19 protein-coding genes are annotated in these 12,043 nt (G+C 30.1%); all 19 read left to right on the top strand.

Annotated features, from left to right (window positions below; genetic code table 11):
- Positions 1-48 precede the first annotated feature (48 nt).
- Positions 49-435, top strand: coding sequence for a hypothetical protein (locus tag GBO31_RS01570; protein ID WP_219006555.1), 387 nt, complete (start codon positions 49-51; stop codon positions 433-435).
- Positions 436-541: 106 nt separating this feature from the next.
- On the top strand, positions 542-859 hold the full coding sequence (locus GBO31_RS01565) for a hypothetical protein (RefSeq protein ID WP_219006554.1): 318 nt from the start codon (positions 542-544) through the stop codon (positions 857-859).
- A gap of 3 nt (positions 860-862) precedes the next feature.
- Positions 863-1,108, top strand: coding sequence for a hypothetical protein (locus GBO31_RS01560; protein WP_219006553.1), 246 nt, complete (start codon positions 863-865; stop codon positions 1,106-1,108).
- Between the two features lie 11 nt (positions 1,109-1,119).
- Complete coding sequence (locus tag GBO31_RS01555) at positions 1,120-1,461, top strand: hypothetical protein (RefSeq protein ID WP_219006552.1); 342 nt, start codon at positions 1,120-1,122, stop codon at positions 1,459-1,461.
- Between the two features lie 66 nt (positions 1,462-1,527).
- Entirely contained in the window at positions 1,528-2,931 is a 1,404-nt protein-coding gene (locus GBO31_RS01550) for a hypothetical protein (protein ID WP_219006551.1), read from the top strand.
- Positions 2,928-3,221, top strand: coding sequence for a DUF7677 family protein (locus GBO31_RS01545; RefSeq protein WP_219006550.1), 294 nt, complete (start codon positions 2,928-2,930; stop codon positions 3,219-3,221). Before GBO31_RS01550 ends, GBO31_RS01545 begins: the two co-directional genes overlap by 4 nt.
- Before the next feature lie 109 nt (positions 3,222-3,330).
- Positions 3,331-3,696 carry a hypothetical protein gene (locus GBO31_RS01540; protein ID WP_219006549.1) on the top strand — a complete coding sequence of 122 codons (366 nt, stop codon included), beginning with the start codon at positions 3,331-3,333 and terminating at the stop codon, positions 3,694-3,696.
- On the top strand, positions 3,693-4,067 hold the full coding sequence (locus GBO31_RS01535) for a hypothetical protein (RefSeq protein ID WP_219006548.1): 375 nt from the start codon (positions 3,693-3,695) through the stop codon (positions 4,065-4,067). The genes GBO31_RS01540 and GBO31_RS01535 overlap by 4 nt, the downstream gene beginning before the upstream one ends.
- Positions 4,054-4,425, top strand: coding sequence for a hypothetical protein (locus tag GBO31_RS01530; RefSeq protein WP_219006547.1), 372 nt, complete (start codon positions 4,054-4,056; stop codon positions 4,423-4,425). The genes GBO31_RS01535 and GBO31_RS01530 overlap by 14 nt, the downstream gene beginning before the upstream one ends.
- A gap of 27 nt (positions 4,426-4,452) precedes the next feature.
- Positions 4,453-4,884 (top strand): hypothetical protein, encoded by a 432-nt coding sequence (locus GBO31_RS01525; RefSeq protein ID WP_219006546.1) that lies wholly within the window; start codon positions 4,453-4,455, stop codon positions 4,882-4,884.
- A gap of 1 nt (position 4,885) precedes the next feature.
- Positions 4,886-5,869: an SH3 domain-containing protein gene (locus GBO31_RS01520; protein WP_219006545.1), complete on the top strand. Its 984-nt coding sequence runs from the start codon at positions 4,886-4,888 to the stop codon at positions 5,867-5,869.
- A gap of 33 nt (positions 5,870-5,902) precedes the next feature.
- The gene (locus GBO31_RS01515) at positions 5,903-6,286 is read left to right on the top strand and encodes a DUF6678 family protein (protein WP_219006544.1); all 384 of its coding nucleotides are present in this window, start codon (positions 5,903-5,905) and stop codon (positions 6,284-6,286) included.
- A gap of 6 nt (positions 6,287-6,292) precedes the next feature.
- Positions 6,293-7,570, top strand: a complete 1,278-nt coding sequence (locus GBO31_RS01510) for a hypothetical protein (protein WP_219006543.1) — start codon at positions 6,293-6,295, stop codon at positions 7,568-7,570.
- Entirely contained in the window at positions 7,567-8,217 is a 651-nt protein-coding gene (locus GBO31_RS01505; protein ID WP_219006542.1) for a hypothetical protein, read from the top strand. Before GBO31_RS01510 ends, GBO31_RS01505 begins: the two co-directional genes overlap by 4 nt.
- Positions 8,214-8,507: a hypothetical protein gene (locus GBO31_RS01500; RefSeq protein WP_219006541.1), complete on the top strand. Its 294-nt coding sequence runs from the start codon at positions 8,214-8,216 to the stop codon at positions 8,505-8,507. The genes GBO31_RS01505 and GBO31_RS01500 overlap by 4 nt, the downstream gene beginning before the upstream one ends.
- Positions 8,504-8,986: a DUF6210 family protein gene (locus tag GBO31_RS01495; protein WP_219006540.1), complete on the top strand. Its 483-nt coding sequence runs from the start codon at positions 8,504-8,506 to the stop codon at positions 8,984-8,986. The genes GBO31_RS01500 and GBO31_RS01495 overlap by 4 nt, the downstream gene beginning before the upstream one ends.
- 13 nt (positions 8,987-8,999) lie before the next feature.
- On the top strand, positions 9,000-9,260 hold the full coding sequence (locus GBO31_RS01490) for a hypothetical protein (RefSeq protein ID WP_219006539.1): 261 nt from the start codon (positions 9,000-9,002) through the stop codon (positions 9,258-9,260).
- A 63-nt stretch (positions 9,261-9,323) separates the two neighbouring features.
- Complete coding sequence (locus GBO31_RS01485; RefSeq protein ID WP_219006538.1) at positions 9,324-9,908, top strand: Imm50 family immunity protein; 585 nt, start codon at positions 9,324-9,326, stop codon at positions 9,906-9,908.
- 32 nt (positions 9,909-9,940) lie between these two features.
- Positions 9,941-12,001 carry a leucine-rich repeat domain-containing protein gene (locus GBO31_RS01480; protein WP_219006537.1) on the top strand — a complete coding sequence of 687 codons (2,061 nt, stop codon included), beginning with the start codon at positions 9,941-9,943 and terminating at the stop codon, positions 11,999-12,001.
- The last annotated feature ends 42 nt before the right edge of the window (positions 12,002-12,043 follow it).

Genomic DNA, 12,043 nt, shown 5'->3' with positions numbered 1-12,043 from the left:
ACAAACTGGTAACGGTTAATTCAAAAAAAGTAAATAAATAAACTCAAAATGGAAAAAATAATTACAATTAAAAACGAATACAATTCTTTAGATGCATTATATAAGATTTTAAAAACAAAATCCACTTTTACATGCACCAAAGAATATGACACATGGGAAGTACGAAGAGATACCAACGGACAAATGGCGCAATGCATTGTGTTAAAAAAAAGTTCCATGCATGCGATTAAACTCTATCCGATGAATACCAATGAAGTTAAAATTAACTATATTATACCAAACAAAATGATGCATGCATATTTTGGAAAAAGTGTAAAAGCCCGAAGAGATATTATCGAAGTACTAACAGGAAAAATAAAAGAAACCCTTCTTGCTCCTTCTCAAAAAAAGGTTTTTGAAGAACTACAAACCATTGTCAGTAAGACAATAACCTAACTTATATCAAATCATAAAGAAATAGGAAAAGCCTATAAACGATTACAGATAAACTAAGCCAACAAATAAGAAAATAACATATATGAAGATTGTAAAACAAATATTAATGTACATTTTTTGGACAATGATCTCCATAGTGTTAGGTATTTGTTATATGCGAATTCTTGTAGGACCTTTTAGAATTACAAAGGAAGGATTAGGATATATCCTATATATATTTTATAACCTAGGATTATTTTATGTAGGGTTAGCCGTTGGAGTTGTCATAGCATTCTTTTTCATTCTGTTAGATGTTTTTTATTTAAGAAAAAAATTACAAAACAAGAGTGCATCTATATTATTAAGATTGGGATTTCTCTTTTTCATTGCTGCGATTGTAGCAGGAGCACATTATATATTAGAAAAAGTAATCGATGTAATTTAACAAATGGAGATCCAACAATTAGAAAATATAATAGTAACACACATACAACAAGGAAATGGTTTTACAAAGGAGATGCGTACCATTTTGTTGGATTATAAAAATACCGGTGGAACACAAGACAAGGTTGTAGCACTACTGAATAAATTAAAAACGGAAAATCCAGATAATCAAATAATACAGGATGGCGCTGATGATATTTTAGATATCGCAACCGGTTATTGCGGACCTTCGATGCGCGTTTGGGAATAAAGAATATGGAAATGAAATTACAACCTCTAAGAATACCGGCTGGATGGAAAGTGAATTGGAACTTATTTTATGAGCAAGATATTAATGAAGAAAATCGCTTATTCGAGTTTTCCAGTTCAACATTATTATCCATATCCAACACTCAAAAAAATAAAAACATAGAGCTAAGCTGGTATCCTAAAGGAGACTTAAACGGCAAGTATATTTTAGAAGTATATCATCTCGTTGAAAAGTATAATGCTAAAAAGAAAAAAACAGAAAAAGTACCAGAAAGTTTACTACCAGAATTATCTTTTGAAAACAAAAACAGACAAGAAATAGTTGATAAAATAGAAGCTTTGGTATCTGTATAAAAACCTTTTACAAAAAACTATAAAGGAAAACTTAGGAGAAAATATAAATAAAGAAAGAAGCATTAAATGAAAATACAATTGATCTTATTTCTAAATGGATTGATAAGCGTATCTATATTTTTAAGATATCGTATCCTAAAACCATACATCAATAAGGAGATAACTTACATTTTGATATTATTTCTGGTATTTGGTTGTGTAGGGAGTCCAGAAGAAAAGAAAAACATCGAGGATGAATCTCTGGACACGTTAAGTGAAAAAACTACAATAGATACTATTCAGGATATTCAAACGGATGCTAATTTTGATGTAATCATTAAAAGTTTATCGTTGAGAAAAACACCATTGGTTGACAGCACAAACTTTGATAGTTATGCAGATGATTTTAAAACCTATACTAAAGAAGAAGTAGCCCTTCTAAAATTAGAAGAATTATATCCCAATTTCTATAAAGATGGATATAACTATAAAGCGACTCCTTCCTACAAATTAGAGTTTTCAAAAGAATTTTACTCTGCTGTAATTGCCATTTTTAAAGGAGAGAATGAAATGGAATCGCAGCTTATTAATTATGATATGGATGGAAACATCATAGATGCTAAAGTAATAGCTTATGATGAAATTGCTGAAGGAGCTTTTCAGAGAAATTCAAAAATCGAAAATAATACAATTACTATTACTTATATAGATTGGATGGACGAAAGGAAAGAAACCATCGAAGTTTTTGAAATAACTCAAAACGGTAAAATAAAAATAATTCCACAAGAAATTACTGAGCAACCATCAAACGCTCCAAATCTTATTGCTTATGTGATTGAGCAATTGAGTTTAGATAAGTCTAGAATTAGTGTCGAAGATATAAAGCTCTTGCCTAACTCCAACGAAGCTATTATACTTCTTGGAGAACTTGCGGGTCAACATGAAGATAATGATGAAGTGTATGAATTGAATAGTCATATTGCTATTGTAAATACAAACACTAGTAAGATCACTCATGAGTTCTTCGAAAGTTCAAAAACAAATGGCTGGTTTTCTGATGCTATATTTATTGAAGATATTTCTATAGATACTACCAATTATAGGTTATCTCACTCAAAAAATGCTTTTGGAGTTATCCTAACACATCGAACACTATCACAACCAAATCCTTACAATAAATCTGCATTATCACTCTACATGAGGGATCAATTTGACATCAAAAAAATAGTCGATGACTATATCATTTATGAAAGTACTGGAGAAGTAAATGTCAATACATGCCATGCCGAAATTAATATTGAAGAAAATAAATTAACAGTAAGTAATGCTATAAATAATAAATGGTTTGATATTAAAGTAAAAAACATCCATACCAAACGCATTTTTACAGAAGATGAAAACKGAGAATGTAATCCTGTAGATTCTATTCTTTCTCAGAAAGATGTGATCCTAAAATTTGATGGAAAAATCTATAAAGAAATTAAACAATGAAGTTAAGTCAATCCTTTAGTGGAGCTTTACGAACCTTTGCTTATTTTATGGCAAGCGGCACACATTATCAATTGAAAGATGTTGATTACCTCAAATTGTATGGAGAAGAACCAAGTGCTATAGAACAAGCATTTGCCATATTTGCTAATGTTATAGAACTAGATATTAATGGTAATGTGCTTAACGCAAAATATGCCGAAAAGCGAGCTGTCGATTATATACGATCCTATTGCGATGCTAATTTCAAAGTAGAACCTCCTTTTGAGGATTGGGAAATTGAATTGTATTAAAATGATATCAATTAGAAAAATGAATATATCTCATACTATTTTCTTATATAAAAACATCTTTTTAACGATGCTATTAAGTCTGTATTTTTCCCTTTCATATTCGCAGAAAATGACAAACCACTTACATAAAAAATTAATATCAAAAGTTGATACCATATACGAGGAAACTCCAGATGATAATCCTTGTGCTGGTAGCGAAATTTATCTAATGTTGGTATTTGATGAAAAACAAATACATATATCTGAAAAGGAAATATCATCTTGTAATAAATCATCAACTCATAAAATTGGAATGTATGATTGGAAGCTCGTATCCAATAATACTATTGAAGTAGATTTTATTACCAAGGAAGTAGAAGGTACGTACGCAGAACAATTACAATTAGAACTGCGAGACTCAAAAGTCATAGGAATCATCACACATCTAAATGGAAATGAAGTTGAATATGTTTTTAAGGAAATAACAACAATATGAAATCCCTACAGCTAAAGGATAACATACAATTTGAAGATGAGGAAGAGATTATAATTTTTAATCACTATTCATTTTGTGAATTGATTAAGCATATTATGGTACAATATGGAAAAGTTACGTATGCCGAAGCTCAGCAAAAATTAGGTACTTCTTTTTTAAACGAAGCTCCTCAATCTTGGAATGAGGTAGAACTTTTAGGACATGAATTAGAATATCATTGGGCAATGCATTGTCTTCATGGTCATATGTATTGGTTGAATGGAATTCCAAGTGATTTTAACGATTTTAAAAATGAATATCTTACATGGGAAAAAGAGATTACAGAAAAATACAACCTAAAAAAATCCTTTGAGTATTATGAAAAAAAATAAACGCATTCTATTTTTTTTGATACTCATAGTGCTCATTATATCATGGTTGCTATACAACGAGTTTCGCGCATCAAAAGAATTTAGAACATACTATAGTCCGGATGGTAAGTATCAATTAACTATAGAACAAGAAGGTAACTTCTTTTCACCAACAATGCCAGGTGATGGAGGTACAAGTTCTGAAGTTATTGCTGTTTTAAAAGATGCCAAAGGCAATATCATCGGAAAAAGTAGTGATAACAAAAATTGTTCAGTATTGCTTTTTAGCATAGATGTGACTTGGGATCTTGAAAATATGGAGGTATCCTACGCAAAAGCAAAAACAATCAATCTAAAAACCGGTGAAGTAGAATGCTAATAATAAACAATGCTAAATAACTGAATAATGGAAAAAGGTTGCAGAATAGCAGATGCCATGAACACATACAATTTGGCATTAAGCATTATAAAATCAAAAGGCTATAAAATATTTGTACTTCCACACGCTGATGAAGAGAATTTTGATTTTTGGGCTATTAAAGGCTCAAGACAGTTTGCTGGAGGCGATCCATTACGATTATTAGGGCTGGTTAGTATTTGGGAAAACACAGGAGACGATTGGCAAAAACATATGCCAGAAGAAGATATTTATGACCAAATTTTATCAAGAGCATTTCCAGATAGTGTAGAAGATTTTGATCAATTAACAGCAAAAGATTTTGAAGAACTAGTTTCTGATTATAAAATATTCTTCAATAAAATCTTAGATAAAAAGTTTCCGAAAGACCCAACCAGAAAAGAAATGTTCGATCTATTGAGCTCATTTTATAAAGAATAATATGCAATTAGATAACATGATATTTATAAGAGTATTTACTAGTGCCATATGCATATTAATTTGTGCAATTGGAAACGCACAAAACGATTATTTCGTAAATGCAAAAAGTGGATTAAATGTTCGTTCCAGCAATAAATTATCCGCAAAAAAAGTAGCCAAGATTCCATATGGAGTTACAGTAGAGAAAATAGCAGATACGGATAAAGAAATGACCATTATCGATAATGGTGTAGAAATAACTGGAAAATGGGTTAAGATAAAGTACAGTAACTATCCGTATATCATATTTAAAGAAACTGATACCTATGAAAAAGAAGGATATGTCTTTGATGGGTATTTACAAGCATTCAAAAATAAAAACGCCATTAGTATCTCTACAATAAATGAAGCGCAGTATAATGATTTAAAGAAAAAAGTTTTAAAAGAAACAGAAAAACCAATAAAAATCAATGACTTAGATTCGGTTAAGGTGCTATTAAAAAATCGTGTCGAATGGGTAACACAATTCGAAAAAGAAGAGGACAAAAGAGAAGATCAGATAAAAAGTATAACTATAGATAATGGACAAAAGTTGGTTATGTATAAGAATTATAGTGAAGATTTCTATTTCAGAAACGCCGCCTGTTATTACCCCGAATATGGAATTTTGGTTTTAGATGCAGGACATTCTAGCGATATGTCTTTTTCAATTAAAACAGGAGAAACATATATAACCGCAGGAAACCCTGAATATATTCATCACTCCCCTCGAAAAAACTATCGTTTAAATGGATCTTATGATGGACAAGAATGTATAAACTACTTTTTTCAGAAAAAGATAAATGGAGAGTTTGTCTACCTAGCTGACTTTTACTGGGATTATGAAACCTGTTATTTTAATGAGTTTTATTGGATTAGCGAAACCGTATTTATTTATAGGAATGCAAGAGCGCTAGGCTTGCACACTATGCCTGGGTATTTTAAGGGACATATAAAATTAAATTAAGAATGTACTATTTCAAAAATCAGAAGTTTTTAAATGACTAAAATATCGAAAGCAGAAAAACACCAACAAAAATTAGAAATAGAAATTGCTCGAAAGGCAAGCTTTATGAACACCACAAAATGGAAAGCCCTGTTCTCAATATTGACGGATTTAAATCTCCCATTTGAATCTACCATAAAATTACTTTTAGATGCTAAAACTAGAGCGTTCTCGATACCTAACTCTAATAATTTGATTAATGAAAAATATATAGAAGAATATTGGGGTGTTTTTGAATTAAAAGAAATTGAATGGATATTAATTTCACTAAAAAATGACTTTCAAAAACTTGAACAACTAGAACAAATGCTTCAAGAAGGGAAACAATTCGAATATGAAACATCAGAAGCTGGATTAAAAATCTATGGATATAAATAAAGAAACATGAAAATAAAATTACAAATACTTTTTACCATCATTGCTTTATGCATTTGTTTGAATGCCTGCAAAGACAGTTCTGAAACTTCTGAAAAAAACGCCTCTAATACAGAGTTAACAAAAGAACAAACAAAAAATGATAGCTTGACAAATGAACAACCAGAAAAAAAAGAAGATAAGCTTACGCTCTTATCAAGCAAACTTAGACCTAACGAACATCTTGAATTAGGAAAAAGTTATACGGACACCATTAGTTTTATAAGCTTTGATGATAATTATGATTACTGGCACTTTTTAGCAAAGAAGAATAAGGATACGATTGACATATCCTACAATATTGATGGTATTTCTCAACTTGCTACAGGAGATACATTAGAAATCAATTGGGAATTAAAAATCATGGAAGAAGCAGGAGATCCCAAAATCACCTATACAAAACCATTTTTGATCTCATTCAAAAAAATCAATGCTGAACAATCCAGCAATCAAAAAATAAAAGTTTTATGGAGAGAAACATTGTATGATGAAGAACTAGAAACAGATATCAATACCATTGCTTTAAACAATGAATATCTAGAAAAGATAACAGCACAAGAAAGAGCCGCTTTGGGTTATATTACAACCTTTATCGGAAATGAATGCGAATGGGACGGGAAAGCAAATAAAGATAGAAGTAATCTTTCTTGTGTAGTATTAAGCAAATTAAAATTAGGATATCAATGCTCAGAGAAACATCTTGGATTTTTGAGGACATGGTTTTCAAAAGACACCTTAGCATTAAAAAAATTGCAAAGCTGTCCAACAATTCCCAACACAGCGACCATACAAACAACATTTGATGAGATTTACATAACTACAGATATAACAGAGCAAATCATAAAGATAGATTATCAATTTACAGGCATCAATACAAGAAGAGGAAGTGTAAAAGAAAATACATATACCGATACGTTTTCTTATAATGATCAGAACATTACTTTAATATCTTCTAAAAAAACCAACAATTCCTTTGTTATTTCTTGTGGTTCTGGTTGCGCAATGACCTATTCTGAACACCAAATAGTATCCAATCCAGATAGTGGTAAGGTTACATTTAAAGTAGAAATGTTTGTAAACGAACAATTGTCTGACGAATATTATGAAGCCTATATCTATACCTGTGATGAAACTATAGATAAAACGATGATCAAATTAGAAGGAACAAAGAACTTTAGTATAGAAATATTACATGAAGACATGCAAGAAAAATTAAAATCATATGCATCAAGATTTTGTAAGAAATGAAGTTAATCATCCAAGATATAGCGAAACAACAGAAGGCAGAAATCAAAGTACAAAACCGTACGGATAACCTTATACAAGGAATTATACTTTCTCATTCTTTTGATACTGAATTACTCAGTATTCTAACCGAATTTGAGGAACTGGTAAATAATTTTGTTGTTGGAGAAGTATTGGATGGTATCACAGAGAAACTAGATGCATATAATTGGAGAATTGAACATAAAGATTGGATTATACATGACTTTCAGATCTTTGATCTCAAACATATTTCTTTTAGAATAAAAGATACGACTGTTTTTTCTACTACTGATTTCATTGCAGAATTAAGGTTTTTCCATTCCGATGAAGGTGGCAGAAAAAGTGCAGTAACATCAGGCTATCGACCTCATATAAAATTCAATGAATATCCAGATCATATCACTACCGGTCAGCAGACCTATATAAATCAAAACACTGTTCAGCCAGGAGAAAAAGAGGTGATGACCAAGATTTCTATTGTAAATAAAGAAGTATTTAAAGGAAAGTTGTGCAAAAACGTATGCTTTACATTCTACGAAGGAAAGCATCGAATAGGTTTTGGAAAAATAATAGAAGTTATTAATGACGATTTGAAAGTAAATTGGAATACCATTAAGAACAAACAATGAAATTAATACCATTAAAGGATATTGCGGATACTCAAGAGTTTTGGCGAGGAACTCGTTTTAGACACTATGGAGTCAATGTAAGCGATAAAGAAAGTGATTTTTATGAATATATGCTTGCCGAAATTCCTGGTAATAAGGAGCATATGGTATTAACTTGTGTAGAAGGTTATAAATCAGGAATTGCGTTAGCCTTGGTAAAAACTAGCAAGGATAAAACTAAGTTTGTGGTAACTGGAAAAGCTATTAAATACGCTATGGGGATTGAAAATACTTTTGTAATAAAAGAATGAAATTTAATTATGATGTAAATGGTAATATGAAAAAACCACAAATAGAAATATGGGATAGTGTGGGATTAGGGATCATCATAGAATATCCCACAGGAATTCTTATTGCAAATCAAACAGGTGGAACAACCTGTTTACAATCAAAAGTTGAAGGTGTTTTTTTGCCTTTAGCCAATGATTATCTTGAAGAAACCAAAGAATTCTTAAGTCCAGAAATTCAATTATCTGATTATTTTAAAGGTAAAAAATATAAAGGTAGTGGCGCTATAAATGGTATTGATTTAGAAGATGTCCAAAATATGAACGAGATACTTAGTAAATCAGGATTAGATCAATTAATAGAAATAGATGTGGAACGGTTAAAAGAATCTCATGAAGCTTGGATACACATAAAAATTAATGATGACAAAGATTTTGGGTTAATAAGTGGATTTGATAATTATCCCTTAAAGGGAGTGTTGACTTGGTCTAATAGTGATTAAATTAATAATAAAAATGAAAATAGAAGACATAAAAAAAGAAGCCGCTGCATACAGATATAAGGATGTAAAATCTCTTTCTGAAAAAGTTTCAGAACTAAAAAACAAAGGAGTTTCCTTTTTGGGATGCATAGCTTTTGTACAAACAAATCAGAATATTCCTTTAGATAAGGCTAGAGAATTAACTATGAGTTTAGACGCTTATAACGAAGAAGAAAAAAAACGAATAGATACCGCATTCCAATTAATGTTAAGCGAATTGCAAGAAGAAGAATAAGATCACAATCTATCCTATTAATTCTAGCGGGATATATAGCTCCATTTTTAAACGAAAAAGCAATTGACAAAAGAAAGCGACATAAGGATTTTAGATTGTATTAAAGTACAAGACGCATTTCACTTAACGTATGAATCTGAAGAGGTTTTGAATTATAACAACTATGATTTACTTATGGTAAAGGATTCTCAAAAGCAATCTTTTATCATTACTCTAAAATCTATAAAAAAGAATGTGTTAGAAGTCTATATGAGTGTACAGTATGAAAAATCAATAGTAGGCAGTATCAAAGCTCAGTTGCTTTTTTCTCCTTTAACTTCTATTGAAGGAGCTTTAGAAGTAATTAAAATAACAAAAATATTTCCCGCCTGTCATTATGATAAAATAATAGCTTTTCAAGAACAAAATAAGGATATCATCTTAGTAATTGAGCTCATTCATGTAAACAAGAAAATGAAACTAACATTATGCGGTATAAAAGAAAACCAACTAACGGATTATAATCAAAATAACATCATACTCCAACTCGATTTTCGCAATCATCATGATGATATTGAAGTTGAAATTGATAGTATAGAAGGATTACATGGCACTGTAATTTGTAGTAATGTAAAAGCTGAATTAGTGTCTGATGACTTAGAATACTAAAAGAGAATTCAATATCTCAATTCGAATAGCAAATGAACAACACAGTACAATATATAGAAGAACAATTAGGGATTACCTTAGAAAAGTATGATTACAAAAAGGAAGATCAAATGCATACCTATAGGGTTTGGCAAAAAGATCAAACCATACGTGAACTGGTAATACAAGAAATTGTTATTGAAAATATTGATGTATTGTTCCCTCTATCAGAACATTTACATACCATTAAACTGATCAATTGTACGGTTCATAATATAGTGGCGATGTATTCTTTTAAAGGATTGTGCAATCTTACATTAGATAACGTTACAATTACAGATCTACATAAATTATACCCTCATACTGATCATGAAAATTTTGATGGTTATTTACGGCAAGTAAACCTGTTAAACATGGAAATAAAACACTTAAGTATGTTTTTTCCATTAGCGCATCAATTAGATCATGTATTTATTACCAATTGCACACTTCATAATTTCTACGAGGTCAATCTATTTCCTAAACTATATGATCTTCGCTTAACCAATGTGAATATTAAACAATCTAAAGAAGATGTCATCTACAAGCCTAAAGCTGACAGAAACTTTACTTGGTTGTGGTTAAACAAAATGGAATTTGAAGATATCGATTTCTTTCTTCCTATCGCAAAAGATGTACACGGCATTACCCTCAACCATTGTACTATTGGTAGTATCAGAAAGTTAGTTGAATTTACCAGCTTACAGGAATTTGAAATCGATGCTTTCACGAAAATAAAAGATATAGCATTAGTAAATGATAGCATAGCATCTTTTAAGATCAAAGAATGTATTATTTCAGAAAATGATGAAGAAAATGATTCAAAAGAAATAGAATTTAATATTGAAAAGCTAGCTGCTTTAGCAAACCATATAGAATCTATTACTTTTAAAAACGATTGTATTTCAAACCATGAATATCTTCTAAATTTCAAATCATTACATGCATTAAAATTTGATCGCGTTTCTGCTAAGTTAAAAGACTTTTTAACCATAGCAACACAAATTGTTTCTTTAGATTTTTCAGAATCAACAATTATAAATAGATCTCAAATACAACATTTTAAGAATCTGGAAGTATTAAAAATTGATGCAAATACCCAAAAGCAAAGTTTCAAAGATTTTAAAACACTACTTCCATTAAAAAATCAATTAAAGAAATTTGATTTCTGGGAGTTTTCTGATAATCGTATTAAAAATTTAGCTTGTATTCAGCAGTTTACGGCACTAGAATCCGTTTTTATACTACATGCTTCAAAAAAGGTAGCTCAACGTGTTTTTTCATTACCCAGTTTAAAAAAGTTATCGATCAACATTCGAGCAAAAAAAGTGCAAACATTTAATGTAGAAGCTCTTAAGAACATAGAAGAACTCTATATAGAAAACGATAATTCAGTAACACTAAAAGGGCTCAAAAACCTTCAAAATTTAGAAGTACTTAGTCTAAAAGATTATTGCAGTGCAAAAGGGATCCATAAAATTAAAAAGCTTCGATATTTAAAGATCAATAAAGCAATAAATATAAGTGATTTACCAGCAATAGATACACTAACAAAATTAGAAATTGATGTAACAGAAGATTATGAAATTTTATCTTTAGAACAATTCCCTAACCTAAGAGAGCTTTCCATAAAAGGAACAAACAAAATCACATTAGGACATTTACCCAATTTAAGAGTATTAGATATTTCCAGTACATTCCCTAAAGAGATAGATTTTTTAGATCATCTTCCTAATCTAGAAAAATTGTGTTTAGAAAATAACTGTATGACAGCAATTAATGGATTGGATAAGCTTACAAATTTAAAAATGCTAAACCTTTCTGAAAATAGGATTCAAAATATTGATGGGTTAGCTAATTTAAAAAGTTTAGAACGGTTAAATCTATATGAAAATGAAATATCTGAAATAAGTATTTTGAATACATTACCAAAGCTAAAGGAAGTAAATCTAGCAGGGAATATCATAGAAAGACCAAAAGTTTTAAAGCAATTAGATAAACCAGAAACAGCAATTTTTTATGGACTTCCAGAAGTTCCTTTTTGGATATGGGAAGATCAAGATTTTGAGTTGTAAATATATTCCTTAAAAAAACCGGGATATTAACCGTAAAATTGG

The organism is Aquimarina litoralis (genome assembly GCF_019295435.1).
Taxonomy (GTDB): Bacteria; Bacteroidota; Bacteroidia; order Flavobacteriales; family Flavobacteriaceae; genus Aquimarina; species Aquimarina litoralis_A.
This window is presented reverse-complemented; position numbering and strand designations above follow the sequence as displayed.

Bases quoted from the DNA above. Each gene is read 5' to 3' on its own strand.
- GBO31_RS01570 (WP_219006555.1), top strand. From the start codon at position 49: ATGGAAAAAATAATTACAATTAAAAACGAATACAATTCTTTAGATGCA.
- GBO31_RS01565 (WP_219006554.1), top strand. From the start codon at position 542: ATGTACATTTTTTGGACAATGATCTCCATAGTGTTAGGTATTTGTTAT.
- GBO31_RS01560 (WP_219006553.1), top strand. From the start codon at position 863: ATGGAGATCCAACAATTAGAAAATATAATAGTAACACACATACAACAA.
- GBO31_RS01555 (WP_219006552.1), top strand. From the start codon at position 1,120: ATGAAATTACAACCTCTAAGAATACCGGCTGGATGGAAAGTGAATTGG.
- GBO31_RS01545 (WP_219006550.1), top strand. From the start codon at position 2,928: ATGAAGTTAAGTCAATCCTTTAGTGGAGCTTTACGAACCTTTGCTTAT.
- GBO31_RS01540 (WP_219006549.1), top strand. From the start codon at position 3,331: ATGACAAACCACTTACATAAAAAATTAATATCAAAAGTTGATACCATA.
- GBO31_RS01535 (WP_219006548.1), top strand. From the start codon at position 3,693: ATGAAATCCCTACAGCTAAAGGATAACATACAATTTGAAGATGAGGAA.
- GBO31_RS01530 (WP_219006547.1), top strand. From the start codon at position 4,054: ATGAAAAAAAATAAACGCATTCTATTTTTTTTGATACTCATAGTGCTC.
- GBO31_RS01525 (WP_219006546.1), top strand. From the start codon at position 4,453: ATGGAAAAAGGTTGCAGAATAGCAGATGCCATGAACACATACAATTTG.
- GBO31_RS01520 (WP_219006545.1), top strand. From the start codon at position 4,886: ATGCAATTAGATAACATGATATTTATAAGAGTATTTACTAGTGCCATA.
- GBO31_RS01515 (WP_219006544.1), top strand. From the start codon at position 5,903: ATGACTAAAATATCGAAAGCAGAAAAACACCAACAAAAATTAGAAATA.
- GBO31_RS01510 (WP_219006543.1), top strand. From the start codon at position 6,293: ATGAAAATAAAATTACAAATACTTTTTACCATCATTGCTTTATGCATT.
- GBO31_RS01505 (WP_219006542.1), top strand. From the start codon at position 7,567: ATGAAGTTAATCATCCAAGATATAGCGAAACAACAGAAGGCAGAAATC.
- GBO31_RS01500 (WP_219006541.1), top strand. From the start codon at position 8,214: ATGAAATTAATACCATTAAAGGATATTGCGGATACTCAAGAGTTTTGG.
- GBO31_RS01495 (WP_219006540.1), top strand. From the start codon at position 8,504: ATGAAATTTAATTATGATGTAAATGGTAATATGAAAAAACCACAAATA.
- GBO31_RS01490 (WP_219006539.1), top strand. From the start codon at position 9,000: ATGAAAATAGAAGACATAAAAAAAGAAGCCGCTGCATACAGATATAAG.
- GBO31_RS01480 (WP_219006537.1), top strand. From the start codon at position 9,941: ATGAACAACACAGTACAATATATAGAAGAACAATTAGGGATTACCTTA.